This is a genomic window from Bacteroidota bacterium, assembly GCA_017303905.1.
Classification (GTDB): Bacteria; Bacteroidota; Bacteroidia; order B-17B0; family Aurantibacillaceae; genus JAHEYG01.
The window spans coordinates 169,928-189,076 of record JAFLBH010000001.1 but is presented as its reverse complement, the minus strand read 5'-3'; the positions used below and the strand labels follow the sequence as shown (position 1 = coordinate 189,076).

Here is a 19,149-nt window from a genome sequence, read left to right as displayed (position 1 = left end):
ATTAGTTTAATGTTTTGTATTTGCCTTTGTGTTTTGTAAAAACTGTTTCTTCAAAAAATAATTTGGCATCCACAACAAAGCCCGTTTCGTTTTTAGTGAACGTCATCTCTAAATTAACAGTGGGATTTTTATCCGGTAAAATCATGCCGGTAAATTTAATGTTGTCTCCGTTGGTCATCATCAATGACGTTCCGCTAACTTCTTCCAATATATCTTTAATAATCTGCAACTGACAAACACCGGGCACAACAGGCATTTGCGGAAAGTGTCCTTTAAACACATCGTGCGCAGGATTGATAGAGATTAACGCTTTTACCGAATTGTCGGTTGTGCTTAATTCGCTAACTGTATAAAAAGTGTTTTTTAATACTGAACTCATTTGGTTTCTTCTATTTTAATGAGGTTAATTTTTAGTTTAATAAGGCCCTTGGTTTTGTAGTTTAAGAGGTTGTAGTTCGTTTGATATTTTGTAGTAGAGTGTTTTTTATTTCCGGTAAATACTTGAGCCATCTCAGCAAAGGTAGTGGTCGGCTTTGGAATGGCAATACTACTGTTATGATCTTTTATCCAATAATAATTTCCTTTTTTGTTTTCTTTTAATTCGCCTGTTTTTCCAATAGTGTTTATTAGCAGTATTTCGCGAAAGCTTTGTGTAAGCATGGTTACAAATTTTGGCTTATTCAAGGCTTCAAACACAAAATCGGCTTTTACACTGTCACTCACAACAGAAAAATCAAACATACGCATGCCAAGTTCAGTTACAAAAACGATATGTGCTGTTTTTTCGTCAGTTTGTTTTAGAACAACGATGCCTGTAAAATGTTTAGTTAAAACATCAATTTCAGCCTTGTATTTTACGGATTGTTTATTGGATGGAATAAGCGGCTGAATAACTTCAGTGGTTAATTGGATGGCTTGTAATGTTTTTCCGTTTTTTAATTTGTTGTAGGCACAAGAAGTGCTTAGCAGGATGATACTACTTAATTGTAAAAATATTATCGGCCACCGTGCCATTTAGTTTTTTGTTGATGAATTCCAATGTGGTATAATCATCATTGGGCTCAATCATATCTAATTTAGACACCGAAGTTACGCTTTTATCAAAATACATGTTTATCTTTTTAAGGCTTTCTTTCATGTTTTTTTGAAGCGGGGTTAGCTCGAGTTTGTAGTACTTTTCATTCTCAAAATAAGCCACTTTAAACTTTCCGGATTTAAAAATATTGCCTTGTACGCAGGAAATCATAATATCATTGATTTCTTTAAACACCTTGTTGCTGTTCATGTCATACTTAGCTGTTTTTTTCTCATCCTTTATCCATATCTTATCTTTATTAATCACAATTAAGTACTTGTAGGGTGTGCTGTATTCCCAACGTAATAAATTCTCTTTTTTAAATACAAAATGACCTTTGCTGAGTATTTTCTCCGACAACAAACTCAAATTCTTTTCTTGTGTAAAATCGCTTTCAATGCTGTTGACTGTTTTACTCATTTGTTCCACTTTTAAACGTAAAGCAGCAGTGTCTTTAACTGTTTTAAAATTTTGAGCTAAACCAAAATGAGCAATGAATATTAAAAGAATTAATTTTTTCATTTATGAAAGTGTGACAAATTCAAATTGACGTTCTTTTAAAGCCGGAATTAATTTATCTAAAAGTTCCGGCATTATGTTTAAACGGTCGTGTAACAAAATTACTGAACCGTTTTTAGTTTGACTTAAAACTCTCTCTAAAATTTTGTTAAGGTCGGCAGTGGAAGTGTCATAAGAACGCACATTCCAGCCAATGGATGTTAAATTGAGTTTTTTTAGAACGTAGGCAAAATTAGGTGTAGTAACGCCATAGGGCGGACGAAATAATTTAGTGTCTTCACCGGTTACTTTTTTGATGCTATCAAGGCTTTGCTGAATGTCAGCTTCCAGTTTTTTAGCACTCCATAGATCAATCCAAAAATGATGTGAGTAACTGTGAGAGCCAATCGAATGGCCTTCTTCCACTGTGCGTTTTAAGACGGATTCATTTGCTGTAATGTTTTTACCTATCACAAAAAAGGTGGCTTTTACTTGATGTTTTTTTAGCGTATCTAAAACGGCAAGCGTTTGCGGTGTGCACGGTCCGTCATCAAAGGTCAACGCAATTTGTTTTTTTGTTTTATCCAGATGATTAACAGATTTCAAGTGAAAGTTTAAACCAATAAAATAAGCACCTAAAAATTCTATGCTTAAATAAGCAAGTAGAAGAATGATTTGCCATAGGTAAAAAGCAGTGCTTCCAATGGCGCACAACAAAAATACCAAGCCGATTGAAATAGCAAATAGCGCCGTTACAAACCGATGGTTTAGCATTGTCTTAATAAGGTGAAAGAATAATTAATGCCCAAATACGCATTAATAATCAAGATGCTTTTAATGCTTGTTTTGGTGTGATGATTGATACGGATGGTATGAGGAATCTCTTGCTTACGAATAATTTTATCAGCTAACCAGGTGGCAAATGCACCGGCAGTATGATAATCGCCGCATAAGTGTTTATAATGAGCTGTTGCGGAATGATTCGAAACTAAAGGAAGCAATTCAAGAAGATAATTATCGAAGTCGGAGTCACCTGAAAAACCAAATAAAACGAGATCTATATTATCAAGCGCCGTATTTTGTGAATCAAGAAACTGATTGATTTTATCTAAAACTTCTTTTGACGACTTTGGTTTGTATAAAAAACTAATGCCGTCGATAGACGATTGTGCATTTTGTTTTTCGGAAGATACTACAAAGAAAGCAGAGCCTTCTCCCATTTGAATGCCGTGGGTTTTACCTTCAAATAAAGGATGCGTTGTATCCGTGTTAAATTTTTTAGCTTGGCGGTTAAGTTCAACAAATAAAGGAGTGTGTTCTTCTATTCCGCCAATTAAAATATTCTTCTTGCCTTCATTTAAACTTAACAGCGCATCCATCACTGAGCTCTCAAATGAAAATCCACGATGCGTATACGTATAATTATACTCGTGACATTTCATTATCAGCGCTACTTGTGAACCAACGGTGTTGTGTGTTGATTGAATAAATGAAGTAGGGGTGAGGAACTGTTCGTCGTTATTTAAAATCGCAAGTAGAAATTTTTCACTGTCTTCAAAGCAACCTAATCCGGTACCTGACATAATCGCATCTACATTTTCTAACTTCGCTTCTGTCATGGCCATTCGTGCAGCCGAGGCTCCCATTTTAATGGCGCGTCCCATTCGGCGCAGCATATTCGGATTGATGTGTTCTTTATAGGAAGGTTCAATTGCCGGAAAGTGATCGCCATTCGGACCAATTATGGTTTCAAAAAAGTAGTTTTCATCCGTGGTGTTTTGTGGAGAAATGCAACCTGTTCCTATGATATAAGCTTTGGCTGCCATTATACTCTTGAAAAGATTAAAGATGAACAATTACCGCCAAACCCGAATGAATTGGAAAGTACATGATTCATTCTGTGCGAAGTTACCTTTGTAACCGGACTAAGTCCGAACTCAGCAATGGGTGTAGTGAAATTAAGGTTGGGAAATATTTTATCATTCAGTATCGATAAAATGGATATAACGGCTTCTACCCCTGCGGCAGGCGCTAAGGTATGTCCGGTATAAGCTTTTGTAGAACTGAATTTAGGAACATTATTACCAAAAACATTAATGGTAGCTTTGCTTTCCGATTGATCATTGTTTGGCGTACCTGTACCATGCATATTGATGTAATCAATTTGCGCGGGGGATAAGCCACTCATTTTTAATGCTTGTTGTATAGCCATGGTAGCGCCAAATCCGTCGGGAGATGAAGCTGTTTGATGATAGGCGTCATTAGCGTTAGCATAACCGGCAACAGTTGCCAGTGCTTTTCCGTTTCTCTTTTTAAGAGAAGCTTCGCTTTCGATAACAATAAAGGCGCCGGCTTCACCGAGATTCAAGCCTCTGCGATTTTCATCAAAAGGCTTGCACCATTCTTTATCCAGAATCATTAAGGTGTTAAAACCGTTGAAAGTAAACTTTGATAAGGCATCTACACCTCCAACAATCACACGATCCAACATGCCTTGTTTTATCATTCTGCTTCCAAGCATCACTGCATTGGCAGCTGAGGAGCAAGCTGTAGAGATCGTTGTCACAAAATCTTTTACGCCTAAATAATCGGCAATTTCTTCTGTGCTCTCACCGCAATCATGCGCGTCTAAAACTTCCAGATGCAAAGACTTATCGACCATCTCCTTGTAAAACAATTCTGTTTTACACATTCCGGCTACAGTAGTAGATGAAATTAATCCGGTACGCATGCCGTCATTTAAATCAATACCTGAATGTTTTAAAGCTTCACTTGCCGCAGCAATGCCAAGCATGGAGGTACGATTGAGAGCAGGAGATTTAAAACGGATGTAATCCATTAAATCGTTATTGGAAAGTTTTATTTCACCTGCTACAAATTCATCTTTGTAACGTGTGTTCAAATGGTGGATTTTCCCAATACCGCTTTTAGCATTAGATAAGTTTGCATAAGCTTCCTGCACATTGTTGCCAATGGCCGAAATCATGCCAAGTCCGCTTATAAAAATCGGTGACGACAATTAAGCTTTACCTTGCGATTTAATAAATTCTGCCATTGTACGAACTGATTCGAAAATCTTTTTGCCATCGGCAGGATTTTGAATCTTAATCGCATAATGCTTTTCAAGTAATACGATTAATTCCAAGGCATCGATAGAATCCAAACCTAGTCCGTCACCAAATAATGGTGAATCAGGATTAATGTCTTCGGGTTTTACTTCAGCTAAATTCAGCTGTTCGATAATCTGCACTTTTAATTTTTCTATTAATGCGTCCATAATTTATTGATAAAGTTGTTTAAGTAGTTCCTTGTTAAGTGGCTTAAAATTAAGTTTTTTTATTGAATCGTCAGCTATTTCGGCTAAATAAATGAGGGCATCCACGTGACCGTTATCAAAATCAACCCATCCCGAAATAACAGCCGAAACCTCGCTTTGTTTAAGCATGAGGTTGTTTTGTTGTAACATTAGGTTTGTATTGAATGAAGGCTCAACGAAAAAAGCATTCTCCCCGGTAATTTTGTGTTTGATGGCAATTTCACCAATCACGATATTTGGAAGTGTATATACAAATACCGAAGGCGAAGGAAGATACTTTTCTTTATCTGATATACTTAGTTGATGAACACGGTCGGTTTCCAAACTGGAGGCTTTATTGGCCATCAAAATACCGATTTTATCAAGGGCATGTCTCTCTAAAAAGCCTGAGTTTTGCAGGACAGCTTCTGTCGCTAACAAGCCTAACTTACATAGGCCGTCCATTTTGTGAAACTTAGGATAATTGAGCCCTAAAATTTTGTAAGTCTCTGCCAGAAAAAATGCAGCCGAATCTTGTTTAGCTAACTGAATAGATTTTCCGTTAACGATCAAAGCGTTGTTTTTAATGCGGCAATATGAACTGATTACAATTTCCATTACAATTTGGCAAATAAGGCTGCGGCATTGCATCCTCCAAAGCCTGAAGCTGTTTTTAGTACAGTATTTATAGTTGTTTTTTTGTGTTCGTTAATGACCGAAATTTTACCGCTTACCCCATGCTCAGAAAAACCGGCCGATTTGATTAATTGATTATGGTGCGCGGCCTCTAAAGCAATGACTGTTTCTAACACACCGGCAGCGCCAAGTGTATGTCCGTAGTAACCCTTTAAACTATTTACCGGAACATGAGTTAAGCCTGCTCTTTCAAATGCGATCGACTCCATTTCATCATTATAAGGAGTAGCAGTGCCGTGGGCGTTAATTGTATCGGGTAAAATATGCTTGTGTTTTGAAAATGTGTTTTCAATGGCTTGTAATAATCCGTCGCCGTTACGGGAAGGTCCTGAAATGTGATTCGCGTCGTTGGCTGATGCGCCATTTAATATGTGTGTAGAGCTTTCGCTTAGTAATGATTTGTTGTTTGTAATCAAAATAGTTGATACCGCCTCCCCTAAATTAATTCCGTCGCGACGGGCATCAAATGGTTTGCATAAATTAGTACTGAGGGCGTTGAATGATTTAAATCCGCTTACAGTAAATTCAGTGACTAAATCGCCGCCACATACAATGATATTTTCGTAAAGCCCTTCTGCTATCATGCGCTTCGCAATAATAATCGCTAAAAGTCCGCTGATGCAAGCGTTAGAAATAACTAAAGGAGTATTCGCCGCCCCAAAATAATTTCCAATCGCTTCAGTCATTTTACTCAAGTATGCACGCTCTTTGGAAACAGGCGGCTTGTTGTATTCCAATAAATCAATATTTCCTTTAGTGGTAGAATAAATGAGTAGGGTATTTTTTTCCTTCAGTGAAATTCCGGATTGATTTAAAACATCCTGAATAGAAAGAATGCTTAGGGATTCTAATTTTGTAAATCCGGATTCAATACCGGCTTTGACTGCGAACTCTTTTATTTTTTCTTCCTGAATAGTTGCCAAACAAAACAAGTCGTTTAGTTTTCCAAACGACTTGTTTTGAATGCCCGATTGATTATTTAATAGGGCAGAGTAATTGTCTTTAGTAGTAAACCCTAAAGGCGAAATAATGTTGTTATATGAAGTGAAAACTTCAGGCAATTTTATTTAGCACTTAGTTACCTTGAAAATTTGCCTTACGTTTATCTAAGAATGCGGATACACCTTCTTTGAAATCGCCGGTACCGAAGCTCTTACCGAATTCTTCAATTTCAACTTCGTAACCATTTTGCTTATTGTTGTAACCGGCATTAATAACTTTAATGGCTGTCTTAATAGCGGTTGGTGATTTAGAAGAAATTTTTGAAGTGATATCAAAACATTTGTTCAATAATTCTTCTTGTGTGGTCACATAGTTTACAAGTCCCCATTTGTAAGCGTCTTGCGCGTTAATCATATCGGCGGTAACAATCATTTCGAATGCTTTTCCTTTGCCGATGATTTGGGCTAAACGTTGTGTTCCGCCGTATCCGGGAATAACACCTAAACTTACTTCCGGTAAACCCATTTTTGCGTTATCACTCGCCACACGAATGTGACAAGCTAAAGCTAATTCTAAACCTCCGCCTAATGCAAATCCGTTAACGGCTGCAATTACGGGCTTAGAATAATTTTCAATGAAATTAAATATTTTGAAATGCCCGGTTGAACTTAATTGTTTTCCTTGTTCAATAGAATAATTTGCAAATTCAGCAATATCCGCACCCGCAACAAATGCTTTATTACCTGAGCCGGTAATAATTACTGCGCGAATATCTTTTTGGTTTTCTGCTTCCACCAAGGTTTCATGCAACTCTTCAATGGTGGTTTTATTTAATGCATTTAACTTATCGGGTCTGTTAATAGTAATAACCAAAACATTGTTTTTTATTTCGGTTAAAACGCTTTCTCCTGTCATAATCATTTTGTGTTTTTTTTAGTTACAACAAATATAAGGCTATATGCCTATTGAGATTAAAAAGTTATTAACCCCTGTTTATTGTAATTTCTTGAATGTTAATGTGAAGGTAGTGCCCTCATTTACTACACTTTCGAAAACTATATCGCCATTAAATGATAGCATGATGTTTTTTACCATTGCTAAACCTAAACCGGTACCTGTTGATTTAGTTGTGAAATTGGGTGTGAAAATTTTATGTTGCAAGTCTTCCGCAATTCCGGTTCCGTTATCTTTAATTTTTACACGCACCAAATCATTTACTTCTTCCATGGTGACTTCAATCTTTCCTTCTCTTCCGTCGGGAATAGACTGCAGCGCGTTTTTTAGTAAATTATTAAATACGCGTAAACATTGATTTTTGTCGGCGAGTACTTTAATTGAATCGGAAGTTGTAGTGAAAATAATTTGTGCACCATGATTGTTTTTGAATAGTTCTATGGTAGAACGAATGCTCTCCGCTAAATTAACTTCTTCCAGATTAGCTTTAGGTAATTTGGCAAAATTGGAAAATTCATTGGCAATATGCGCTAAGGTGTCAATTTGTTCAATGATGGAATCCGACATTTTTTTAAAGCGCTCACTAAAATCAACACCACCGTCATTTACAATTTTCTGAAGGTATTGTAAATTTAATTTCATTGGGGTTAATGGATTTTTTATTTCATGAGCTACTTGCTTCGCCATTTCCTGCCATGCACCTTCACGTTCGGATTTCGCTAACAAACTTGCGCTTTCTTCGAGCTTTAATAGCATCTTGTTGTATTCATTAACAAGTCTTCCAATCTCATCATTGGATTGCCAATTGATGGCTTCATTTTTCTTCCCAAACGAAATTTTCGCTAATTGTTCTTGTAAAATTCTTAATGGTTTGGTAACGTACGCCGATACAATTAATCCGGCAAACAAGCTCACTAAAAACAATACAACATAGATATTTATTAAGGTAGTGATATAATCAGAAACGCCTTCTTCCATTTTTTTTTGACGCGAGAAATAAGGAAGGTTCATATAGCCTGTGAGTTTTTTATTGGAATCATAAAGAGCCGTGTAAAGTGAAAGATAATTTAAACTGCCGGTTTTGTCGCGCGTAATAAAATACTGCGATTTGTTTTCTTTAAAATGTGAAATCGCATTCGGACTAATCAACCCCGAGCTTAAGCCCGAATTAAATAACTGTGGACGGGAAGACGCGAACAGCAATCCGTTTTTATTATACAACGAAATATCCGAATTAAAGAGCGCTGCGTATTTTTGTAAAACTGTTTCGGTAAATTGCTTACTGTTTACGTCGATGGCTTTATTGTAAAGCAATACACTGTTTAACTCGTTCTGTAATTGTGAAGCTTTCTCAATCAACAACTGGCTTTGCTCGTCCTCGGATTTTCTAATAACTAAGTTTACTGTAAATACCCCAACAGCACACAATGCTAAAAATAAAAATCCAACTACAAATAACTGGATACGGCGATTTAAAGTAAAGAACCCATTTTCTTTATTACTGAATATGTAATAAAAAATAAATAATACAATTCCCAACAAAGAATAGAAGAGAAAATAATACGAGTTGGCGGTGAAATAATAATTAAAGCCTTTGTTTTTATAACTAACGATTAGTTGAGTTTCCTGATCAGGAATAGTTAATTGATGACTATATTCTTTGGTGTTTTGTTCTAGAACTTCTCTCCCAAAGTGATGCGGATAAATATAGTTTCCGTAAGCTGAGCTGAGAATGCCGTTTTTATAAATGGCATAGGAGAATTGTTTATAGCGACTTTGTTTTTGCTGCGGCTCATCTAAGAGTAATTCAGAAAAACTGCCACCGCTTGTAAATTGTTTTGGTTCAAGCTGAACATAGATGGAATAAGCGGCTCTACCGCCGGGTACATTGTATCTTAAATCAATTTTACCAATGTAACGCGAATTCTTTTTATACTCGGGAATAAAATAAAGGTCTTCACAAATCGTTGGTTCACCGGTTTTTATTTGTTCATCAAAGTAATCGTGATTGTTTAATTGGTAATCCGTATTTTTCAAATAAGGCATGCAGAGCGAATCGAATACACTAAGTTCAATGTTGTATTTCTCGAAGTATTTCGTAAAGTATAGTTGTCTGAGAACTTGCTCAGTTTCGTTGTTTTGTAAAGGTAAACGGCGAATGGCTTTGTGTAAGGAAGAATCTTTTTTAATTTTTGCTGCCACTTTCAAAAACTCACTTTCCAAAAACGCATCTTGTCTGTCGCTTAATTTTTCTGATAAGTGATTCAGACTTTGTTTTTCATTGGTGGTATTATATTCGCCAAAAATCCAGGCTGTAATAATTGCAAAAGCTAAAACCCTGAATCCCGCACTCAAAATACTCTCTGTGTAATTGTATTTTCTGAAAGCAATAGATATGAAAATCAATAAGGGTAGCCAAAACCACTCTACAGCACTAAGGTTTTGCTTTGCGATAACAGCGTATGCAATACTGTATAATAACAAGGAAACGGTAAGCGCCAGTAGTCCGTCTTTTTTATTTTCCTCAAATAGTAATTTCACTAATTTCTCAATTAGCAACATAATTGTAAATCCATTTACAAAAACAATAGCTAAGCAAAGAAAGCTAAGTGGCGAAAGGTTGAAGATCCCCAAGAAATCGAGGGGAATTGTGGAGTTGAAAACGAGATTTTTTACGGTAGAATTTAATTGAAGAGATAAAAATATCAATACAAGCAAATAGACGCTGAGTCCGCCCCATTTAATAGCGCCGCTGTTAATTTTCGGATTGAAATGCCGGAGAAAGATAACCGACCAAACAAAGAATACACTAATGTTAATGATAATATCTCCGAGGTAGCGGTTGTAAAACGAATCAGTAATACCATAAACTCCTACATCATATAAAGAAGACGTGTATAAATGAGAAGGAAATTCAAAATAGACCATCAAACTTCTTAAAACCAAGAGTAAAAGAGTACCCACTACTAATTGTTTGATGCTGATTTTGTTTTTAAAACTATACTGAATGAGGCTTAAGCTTAATAATAAAATTCCGGCAAAAAACAGCAAGCAAGGTAATGAAGATGTGGACGCTAAATTATTTTCACTTTTATCTATACTGAATAATGCTTTTTTGTTCGCAGTTGCGAGAGTGTGTTCCGTTTTTGTATTCGGGTTTAGCTTACAGCCTTCACTTAGATTCAACCATCTTACAAATCCGTTTTTGAAATAACTGTTTTGAACGTCGTATTCTTTGGAAATGAAAAGTAACCCAAATAGTTTAATATTTTTGATTTGCCTTAATTGATAATAATACCAGCCGTTTCTGAGGTGCAACATACCTTCCCTATCTGTTAGATCACGCAAGCTTTGGTCAACCGGCGCTAAGTTGGATGTCCAGAATTTTAAAGAGTCATTACGGTAAGCCAACAAAACAATTTCTTCTTTATCTAAATAATTGCTTTCGCCCAATAAGTTTTCGTTAAAACCGAGAGCATTCTGCGCTAATTGAGTTTCCAGCCAACTCATGGATTCGGTTACGCGCTTTTCTTTTAAGCTGAAGTTTTTTTGAGCCTGGTTAACGGAGTTGTTGACCGAATCCGACTGTAGATGAAAACAAACTGAAGCAGCAATCATAAGAAACAGTGCCGCAATCAAACTGAAGTTTGTATTAACTTTTCCGGTCATTTTACTCAAAGCAATGTAGCGAATTTTATCGGATTATGAAGTGCGGTAATTAAAATCATTAAAAGCAGCGGTCGACTCATTTCCGACTAGTTTCACATTTTTTAAGAATACTCAGCATAATTTTTGAACCGGAAGGCGGGTTAGGTGTACAGGCTGTTAAATAAGCTTGCAAAATGGCCGCTTAAAATTATATGCTGTTTAAAAAGAATAAGTTTTCCGACTTAAGTGATGAAGAGCTCATGCTGCATATATGCCATGGAGAAACCCTTGCGTTTGACGAAATCTATAAGAGATATGGTAAACGCTTATTAAGTTATTTTATGCGAATGCTGAATTACGATAAATCAATTGCGGAGGATGCGCTTCAGGATACATTCATGAAAATCGCGGAAAGGCCTGATAGTTTTGATGGCTCCCGTTCTTTTAAAACATGGATTTTTAGTATCGCTTCTAATTATTGTAAAAACGTTTACCGTCACGAGGAAGTGGTTCGCAACAGTAAGCATGAACTGGCGTATACTGCCTGTATATCGGATGATTTTGAAACAAAATTCGCCGCGCAAAAATTGGATGGATTTACGTTCAGGCAGGCTTTGGATCAGGTGCTGGATGAATTAGCTCCCGAGCGAAAGGAAGCATTTATATTGCGGTATCAGGAAGACAGAAGTATTCAGGAAATCGCGCAAATACAGAATTGCCCCGAAGGAAGCGTTAAATCGCGCTTGCATTATACGGTAAAAATACTGGAAGAAAAACTACAACATTTTAAACCATAAACAGATGATTATGAAGGAAAATATGAATCAGTTATTTAAACATCATTTTGAAGAAGAGCTCTCGGAAATGCCGGAGCCAAATTTTGAATTGGTAAACGCTGCACGCGAAAAAATAGCTAAGAGAAAGCCTCTAGCTTCGAATAGCAATCAAATGTTTTCAGGTTTCTTCCGAATGGAAATATCAGTTTATCAAGCTGCCTTCGCCGCTTTACTTATCACAATAATGGTGCTTTATTATTCGCGGCAAAAGTATTCTCCCGAAAGAACATTGGGGGAGAAAACCTATCCCGCTAATTCGTCTATTAACAGTTCAACAGTTTTAGCCGGACTTACCCAGCATACCCTTAATGAGTCATCGGTAAAAAGCTCAACGGTATTAACCAGTATCATCACATTTGTAGCGAAAAATTAGCATGAAAATAAATTTGATTTCTAATGCAGGTATTGTTTTAACATTTGCATTATTAGCCTGCGGAAAACCTACTGAAAGCAGAGCTCACATGGATAAAATTGCCAACCGAACCTCTGATTCGCTGCAAATCTTGGTGGATAGTTTGCTAGAAGAGCCTTGGCGAGTAATGGCAACAGGTTCACAGCACACTAACACCTACATATTTGAATACAAATAAGGTAATTGTTATTTATACCCTCATTATCAGCAAGGTAAGCAGGGGCTTAAATTACTCCCTTATTTAGGTAGTTTTCTTTAATTAATTATATTTGTAATTCGTTTTAAAACAAGCATATGGCAAAGCAAAGTACAGCAAGTAAACAGCCTCAATTTAAAGAACTTAAAAACACATTTAAGTTTTTCCCTTTTCTTAATCAAAAGCAACCTATTATAGTTCTCGCTTTAATTGGTCTGATTTTCTATAGCACCTCTTTGTATAACGAGTATGCACTCGATGACGGGATTATCATCCATCAAAATGATCACGTAATCAAAGGTTTTAAGGGGATAAAAGATATTTTAACTAAAGACGCTTACGAAAGCTTCTACCGTCGTATGAACGCTACCGATCAATTAGCGGGTGGTCGTTATCGTCCTTTATCAGTAGTGAGTTTTGCTATTGAACAACAATTTATCGGTGCTTATCCAAAAGACGGATTGTACCCTCAGCGGTGTTGGGATTTGAATAAAAACAATGTGGATGATCCGGAAGAAGATTTAAATGCTGATGGTGTATTTAACGAAGTAGATTGCCAGGTGAAGGGTGCCTTCATGCGCCACTTTAACAATATGTGGACCTATGTTTTAGGTTGTATATTCTTGTATTTGGTTTTCAGAAATTACATGTTTCGTGATAATCTGGATATGGCGTTTTTATCGGCTTTAATCTTCCTGACACACCCAATGCATACAGAGGCTATTGCTAACGTAAAAAGTCGCGACGAAATTTTCTCTTTAATTTTCATCTCGCTCACTTTCTTATATTCATTCAGATATCTCGAAGATAAAAAGCCTGTTACATTGTTCTGGGCTTGTTTCATGTTCTTGTTAGCCTTACTCTCAAAAGAGTATGCGTTAGTATTACTGGGATTAATTCCAATTGCCGTTTATATTTTCACTAAGAACGATTTCGATTTACAAAAATTCTTAGAGCCATTAGCAGGATTTGGGGCAGTAGGCATGGGAGGTATCATTGCGATGAAAGCTTCGGGCATGAGTCCGAATACAGCTAACATTGCGCGTATTGTTGGTTTAGTTGTTGCAGGTGGCGGAGCTTATTTTTTCTATAAAACATACAAGGAATACAAAAATATATTCGTTGTGTTTTTTATTTTCATGGTATCGGCAGTGATTATGTTATACATCAAGTATAACTTCGACATTCATGCTAAACCGGGTGATAAGCCGGATAAAAGTTTCTGGTTATTCCCATTCTTATATGCAGGTGTAGGGATTTTCTTTGTCGGAAAAACGAATGGTCAGAAGAACTTCCATACTTTAATGAGCTGGTATTATTTTGTTACGTTATTCTATTTGGCAATGCGTTTAGTGGCTGTAAAATTAAAGCCGGGCGTACCTGATACTGAAATCTTAAATAATCCATATTTATTAGCCGACGGACAAGAACGTTTTTGTACGAAGGCTTATGTACTATTAAAGTATTTCACATTAATGTGGTTCCCACACCCTTTATCTTCTGATTATTCTTATAACACGATTGCTTACCGTCATTTTACCGACTGGGATTTTATTGTGTCAATTATTTTACATTTAGGTTTAGTGTATGCGGCGTATCGTTTAATTATTAAGAAGCATGTATTAGGTTTTGCAATTGCAGTTTACATTGCCTTCTTATTAATGATTGGTAACATTCTAATGGATATTGGTGCAACCATGGGTGAACGTTTGATGTTCCACTCGTCCATAGGTTTCTGTATTTTCCTGGCTTGGCTCATCTTGCAAGGATTGGAAAAAGCACAAAACATCAGCATTAGTATTCGCAAAACAGCCTTGATTGGATTCCTTGCTGCCGTTGTGTTCTTGTATGGTTGCAAAGCTTGGGAGCGTAACTGGGACTGGAAGAGTGATATCACCTTGTTTATCAAAGATGCGAATACAATGCCAAACTCTGTATTGGTGTTAGGTAACGCCGGTGCGCGTTGGATCGACTTAGCAGATACCAAATGGTTTAATAAAAAACCGGGCGAAGAAGCGAATCTCCCATTTAGTACTTATAAAGATGAAATGTTGGATTTCGTTGTGAATGACAGTGAATTTGTGAGTGGAGTAAACAAAAAGAAAATTATACTTCCTTACGAGGAGAAGAAATTTAAGGAACAAAATTTAACAATGCGTCAGCGTAGTTTGTATAAAGGGATTAGCTATTTGAAACACGCAACCAGCTTACACCCTCGTTACGTAAACGGATATTTAAATTTAGGATTGGCGTATTACAAATTAAAACGCGATCGTGAAGCGCTTTACTTCTGGAAACATGCAGAGCGTTTATATCCTAACAATCCTTATTTAAAGAACTACTACATTGTATATTATAATGAGTTATTACAACGCGGTTATCAAAAAGCGCAGCGCGGACGTTCAGACAGCGCGGCTTACGAGTTAAACAAGGCAGTGGTGCTTGACCGTTATAATCCGGAAGGATGGTACAACTTAGGTGGTGCTTATTTTAATTTAGGGCAGTATCGCAAATCGAAAGAGTGCTTACAGGAAGCTTTAAAGTTAAATCCTAATCACGCCAATTCATTGCAGTTAATGAAAAACATTACACCGCAAATGTTAGGAGAGGCTCCTGTCGCATCGGCTGTACCTGTGAAGAATTAGGATGTTGAGGTTTTTTGTAATACTTGTATTGGCCGGGTGGGGATGTGTTGATCGAATAATGGCTCAAAATTATTTGAACACCGATACAGTAGGGCTTAAGACCGTTAGTGACAATATTTACAACTCGCCGCTTTTTGGAGATAGTTTAGCTTCTTCTTTTGTGATTGTAATAAAAAAAGAAGTTAAACTGCACAAACATCTTAACCACTCAGAACATGTGGTTGTGTTAGCCGGAAACGGCACCATGAAGTTGGGCGATAAACAAATTGAAATTAAAAAGGGTGATGTTGTTTTTATCCCCAAAAACACACCTCATTCTGTAAAAGTAAACTCAAAGGAAGCATTGAAAGTATTAAGCATTCAGGCTCCTTATTTTGACGGGAAAGACCGTGTAATGATTGAATAACATGAAATTTAAATTTATCTATCTGCTCCTATTAACGCCTTTCGTTTTCTTAAAGGCACAAGTTTTATATTCTGACGACTTTAGTACGTTGAGCTTGCAAAACGATGTGCAGGTAATAGGAAGCAAAACTATTTCTACCACATATACGACTGCCTCCGCTTACACGTTAATTGATGATGGATATAAAAACAATATTGGAACAGCTAATAGTCCTAATCGTCCGTTTAACGTGGCTTCACTAAAAACAACCGGTTGGGCCGTGCTTTATAACAATATTGAGAACGATACTTTTTTGGTAAGTACATCCTGGTTGGATACTTCGGTTGCAGTTAAGCGATTTGTTGTTACCCCGGTAATAAATAACATTACTTCCAGCTCTGTTTTATCATGGGAAGCTATGTCGCCAGATGCAAATTTTCCTGAGGGATACGAAGTATATGTTACCACCAACACAACGGGAACTTTAAATGCAAATAGTTTTTTATTAAGTGATCGTGTATTTTACCTGGCAGATGGTAATACCGCCGGAGCAGGAGAAAAGAATGTTTGGACTAAGCGCGGTATTTCTTTAAGTCAGTATGCCGGACAAAACATTCGTGTGGCATTTAAAAATACCTCTCAAAACATGTATCAGTTATGGTTAGATAATATTAAAGTTGAGAATGTAGCAAACGATTATGATGCTGAAATTTCAGAGGGGTTAGGCGTGTACCGTTATAATACAATAAACACAAATGGGAATATTACATGCAGAATCACGAATAAGGGAAAAGTAAGTATCAATTCAGTTTCATTGAATTATCAAATTCAAGGCCTTTCTAATTATCAGCAAGCTTTTGGTTTAGCACAAATCATCCCGATTTACGGCAGCAATGATTTTACATTTAATGTGCCTTACAACATTTCAACTCCGGGGTATTATCCAATGAAAATATGGGTGAATTACATTAATGGAGTTAACGCTGATCAAAACAATACTAATGATACATTATATACCTCATTAAGCATCATGACGACTGCCCCTACAAAAAACGTATTGGCAGAGCAGTTTTTAAGTGCGTTTGATGGATATAGCCCGGATGGACAAGATAAGCTGGCGGCACTTGCATCAAACAGTGTTATTGCGGTTAATATTCATGACGGCGATTCGTTAAAAAACGCATCGGCTGCAGGTGTCATTTCTGCTTACAGAAGGAAAACAACGACAGCAATCATTGATAGAAATTATTTTAAAGATATTTCTTCTGTTCCTGTTGAAAGGGCTGCCTATGCTACAAGAATTAATCAACGTAAAGCAGCCATTGTTCCTGTTTCAGTTGGAATACTTAATAAATCCTATAATTCAGGTACGCGTGAATTAACTTTTAGTGTGCAGGCTAGTTTTAATGCAGAGGTAAAGGGCGACTATAGAATCAATGCTTACATTACTGAAAACAATGTATTCGGATTAGGAAGTGATACCACCTACAATGGCTGGAATCAGTTAAGTTTTATGTACAATGTTCCTTTCTCGCCTTATTATCAAAAAGGATATTATTTGGCTTCTGCCGGCGGATATGTTCTTAAAGCTTACGAATACAAACATCAAAATGTTTTGGATACAGCTTTAGATGGTTCATTTGGCGCAGCAGGAATTATTCCTGTAAATGGCGGTACACAAAATCAAGCGTTCGGCAAAGCCTATACGTATACAGTTCCTTTAGCGGCAGGTGGCGTATTCCGATATAATCCGGATAACATGTACATTGTTGCTTTTGTTACCGAATACGATGTCAATAAAAATAAACGTACAGTTTTAAATTGTTTCCAGGAAAAGATTACAATCGGTAGTGAAATGGTTTCGGTAAAAGAACTCAAATCTCAAGCTAATTTTCAATTGTATCCAAATCCTTCTTCAGGCTTAACACATGTTTTAATTCCGGAAGGAAGTTTTAGAAATGAGGTTAAAATTAAAATCATCGACATTACGGGTAAGGAGGTTTATACAAGTTCAACCAATATGCGATTTGGCTTACTTCAACTTAATCTTTACGGACTAGAAAACGGCTCCTATTTCATTCAGTTAAGTGACGGAGAAAGTAGCCGCACTCAAAAATTAATTCTGGTAAAATAATGCCCCATACCATCAGCAATTATAAACTTAGTAGTTGTAGCGATGATGATTTTACGAGCGTTGTCAAGTTAATTGAGGAAATGCAATTAGACAATAATGACTTAAATGCTTCTCAATTTATTGTGGCTAAAACGGGGGCTGAACTGATAGGTTTCGGTCGCCTAAGAACCTACGAAACGTGTCAGGAATTATGTTCTTTGGGGGTTGTTCAAGATTACCGTTATAAGGGCGTTGGCACTCAAATTTCACAAGCCTTGAAGGAAAAAAGTTCGAAACCGCTTTATGCTGTAACGATTATTCCGGACTATTTTAAGCGTTTGGGTTTCGAACAGGTGCGTCAATACCCAAAGGAAATTGTAGCTAAAGTGAACTACTGCACAGGATCTTTACCGGTGCCGGAGGCCTATGTGGCCATGTGGCTCAAATAAGCTTTTTTTGCATCCATTTTAAAAAAATTGTTACATTTGCAGTCCTCCTAAGAGTACAAAGATGCGGATGTGGCGTAATTGGTAGCCGCACCAGACTTAGGATCTGGCGCCGCGAGGCGTGGGGGTTCGAGTCCCTTCATCCGCACAGATAAATGAAAACCCGACATCGTCGGGTTTTTTGTTTATGAGACGCGTGAAGTTTACTTCAAAGCGTCGAAGAAACAAAAAAGCTGTTGCGTAGCAATAGGGTTTTCATTTGCAATCTTGCATGAAACAGGGACGGCCTCAGGGCAATCCCTTCATCCGCACAGATAAAAGAAAACCCGACATTGTCGGGTTTTTTTATATTAAGGCACTTGAAGTTTACAGAAAACAGAATGAATTAATTCAGATTGGGGTCAAAGGCAATGTCTGAAAATACTTTATAAGACTCTTTAATTTTTCCTAATTCATCACCCCATAAATTTTTAGGATTATTATTTAAAACGGTATAATTATCCGCTTCTCCAATAAACCATGCTTTTTGAATGAGCTCTTCTTTTAATTGTCCGGGAGTCCAACCAGCATAGCCTACAAAAAAACGAACATTATGGGTTTTTACCTTTCCGTGATCGATCATATGAGCTAATTCAAAAAAATTACCGCCCCAATATAAACCATCATTTATTTTTATGCTTTCGCTTAGGTCGTTGCCTAAATTGTGTATGTAATACAATTGATTTTTTGAAACCGGTCCGCCTTCGTAAATAGGAAAATTGCCATTTTTAATATGAGGAAATACATCACGAAGCATCATGTCTGTTTTAAAATTTAAAACAAATCCAAGTGACCCCTCTTCATTATCTTCAGTAAGATAAATAACGGCACGCTTAAAATAGCCGTCTTGCAACATGGGATGCGCTATTAAAAAATCACCCTGCATACTGCTAAATTAATTAAAATAAATTCGGTTCGAAATGATATTATTCACAAAAAGATTACATCAATAAATGTACCTTTGATAAA

General features: G+C 36.8%; 19 protein-coding genes and 1 tRNA gene. 8 read left to right on the top strand and 12 right to left on the bottom strand.

Going from position 1 to position 19,149, the window contains the following annotated elements; translation table 11 throughout:
* Nucleotide 1 precedes the first annotated feature (1 nt).
* The 11 genes from J0L69_00855 to J0L69_00805 all read right to left on the bottom strand — a co-directional run bounded on the left by J0L69_00855 (nt 2) and on the right by J0L69_00805 (nt 11,129).
* Nucleotides 2-379, bottom strand: coding sequence for a 3-hydroxyacyl-ACP dehydratase (locus tag J0L69_00855; protein ID MBN8691707.1), 378 nt, complete (start codon nt 377-379; stop codon nt 2-4).
* Complete coding sequence (locus tag J0L69_00850) at nt 376-1,014, bottom strand: hypothetical protein (protein ID MBN8691706.1); 639 nt, start codon at nt 1,012-1,014, stop codon at nt 376-378. Before J0L69_00850 ends, J0L69_00855 begins: the two co-directional genes overlap by 4 nt.
* Nucleotides 977-1,597, bottom strand: a complete 621-nt coding sequence (locus J0L69_00845) for an outer membrane lipoprotein carrier protein LolA (protein MBN8691705.1) — start codon at nt 1,595-1,597, stop codon at nt 977-979. The genes J0L69_00850 and J0L69_00845 overlap by 38 nt, the downstream gene beginning before the upstream one ends.
* Entirely contained in the window at nt 1,598-2,347 is a 750-nt protein-coding gene (locus J0L69_00840; GenBank protein MBN8691704.1) for a polysaccharide deacetylase family protein, read from the bottom strand.
* On the bottom strand, nt 2,341-3,399 hold the full coding sequence (locus J0L69_00835) for a beta-ketoacyl synthase chain length factor (protein MBN8691703.1): 1,059 nt from the start codon (nt 3,397-3,399) through the stop codon (nt 2,341-2,343). Before J0L69_00835 ends, J0L69_00840 begins: the two co-directional genes overlap by 7 nt.
* Nucleotides 3,399-4,592, bottom strand: a complete 1,194-nt coding sequence (locus J0L69_00830; protein MBN8691702.1) for a beta-ketoacyl-[acyl-carrier-protein] synthase family protein — start codon at nt 4,590-4,592, stop codon at nt 3,399-3,401. The genes J0L69_00835 and J0L69_00830 overlap by 1 nt, the downstream gene beginning before the upstream one ends.
* The gene (locus J0L69_00825; protein ID MBN8691701.1) at nt 4,593-4,850 is read right to left on the bottom strand and encodes an acyl carrier protein; all 258 of its coding nucleotides are present in this window, start codon (nt 4,848-4,850) and stop codon (nt 4,593-4,595) included. It lies immediately after the preceding gene.
* 3 nt (nt 4,851-4,853) lie between these two features.
* Nucleotides 4,854-5,486 carry a 3-oxoacyl-ACP synthase gene (locus J0L69_00820; GenBank protein MBN8691700.1) on the bottom strand — a complete coding sequence of 211 codons (633 nt, stop codon included), beginning with the start codon at nt 5,484-5,486 and terminating at the stop codon, nt 4,854-4,856.
* Entirely contained in the window at nt 5,486-6,625 is a 1,140-nt protein-coding gene (locus J0L69_00815) for a beta-ketoacyl synthase (protein MBN8691699.1), read from the bottom strand. The genes J0L69_00820 and J0L69_00815 overlap by 1 nt, the downstream gene beginning before the upstream one ends.
* Nucleotides 6,626-6,638: 13 nt before the next feature.
* On the bottom strand, nt 6,639-7,421 hold the full coding sequence (locus tag J0L69_00810; GenBank protein MBN8691698.1) for an enoyl-CoA hydratase/isomerase family protein: 783 nt from the start codon (nt 7,419-7,421) through the stop codon (nt 6,639-6,641).
* Between the two features lie 78 nt (nt 7,422-7,499).
* Nucleotides 7,500-11,129 (bottom strand): HAMP domain-containing histidine kinase, encoded by a 3,630-nt coding sequence (locus J0L69_00805; protein MBN8691697.1) that lies wholly within the window; start codon nt 11,127-11,129, stop codon nt 7,500-7,502.
* A 191-nt stretch (nt 11,130-11,320) separates the two neighbouring features.
* Here J0L69_00805 and J0L69_00800 point away from each other — a divergent pair, with 191 nt between their 5' ends.
* The 8 genes from J0L69_00800 to J0L69_00765 all read left to right on the top strand — a co-directional run bounded on the left by J0L69_00800 (nt 11,321) and on the right by J0L69_00765 (nt 18,289).
* Entirely contained in the window at nt 11,321-11,905 is a 585-nt protein-coding gene (locus J0L69_00800; protein MBN8691696.1) for an RNA polymerase sigma factor, read from the top strand.
* Nucleotides 11,906-11,915: 10 nt separating this feature from the next.
* On the top strand, nt 11,916-12,317 hold the full coding sequence (locus J0L69_00795; protein MBN8691695.1) for a hypothetical protein: 402 nt from the start codon (nt 11,916-11,918) through the stop codon (nt 12,315-12,317).
* 1 nt (nt 12,318) lies between these two features.
* Nucleotides 12,319-12,534: a hypothetical protein gene (locus J0L69_00790; GenBank protein MBN8691694.1), complete on the top strand. Its 216-nt coding sequence runs from the start codon at nt 12,319-12,321 to the stop codon at nt 12,532-12,534.
* Between the two features lie 116 nt (nt 12,535-12,650).
* A complete protein-coding gene (locus J0L69_00785; GenBank protein ID MBN8691693.1) occupies nt 12,651-15,197 on the top strand; it encodes a tetratricopeptide repeat protein in 2,547 nt (848 codons plus the stop codon).
* 58 nt (nt 15,198-15,255) lie between these two features.
* Nucleotides 15,256-15,603, top strand: coding sequence for a cupin domain-containing protein (locus tag J0L69_00780; protein ID MBN8691692.1), 348 nt, complete (start codon nt 15,256-15,258; stop codon nt 15,601-15,603).
* A 1-nt stretch (nt 15,604) separates the two neighbouring features.
* The gene (locus J0L69_00775) at nt 15,605-17,716 is read left to right on the top strand and encodes a T9SS type A sorting domain-containing protein (GenBank protein ID MBN8691691.1); all 2,112 of its coding nucleotides are present in this window, start codon (nt 15,605-15,607) and stop codon (nt 17,714-17,716) included.
* Nucleotides 17,716-18,144, top strand: coding sequence for a GNAT family N-acetyltransferase (locus tag J0L69_00770; protein MBN8691690.1), 429 nt, complete (start codon nt 17,716-17,718; stop codon nt 18,142-18,144). The genes J0L69_00775 and J0L69_00770 overlap by 1 nt, the downstream gene beginning before the upstream one ends.
* Nucleotides 18,145-18,207: 63 nt before the next feature.
* Nucleotides 18,208-18,289 (top strand) — tRNA-Leu (locus J0L69_00765).
* A gap of 237 nt (nt 18,290-18,526) precedes the next feature.
* Here J0L69_00765 and J0L69_00760 read toward each other — a convergent pair.
* Nucleotides 18,527-19,066: a YqgE/AlgH family protein gene (locus J0L69_00760; protein MBN8691689.1), complete on the bottom strand. Its 540-nt coding sequence runs from the start codon at nt 19,064-19,066 to the stop codon at nt 18,527-18,529.
* Nucleotides 19,067-19,149: the final 83 nt, after the last annotated feature.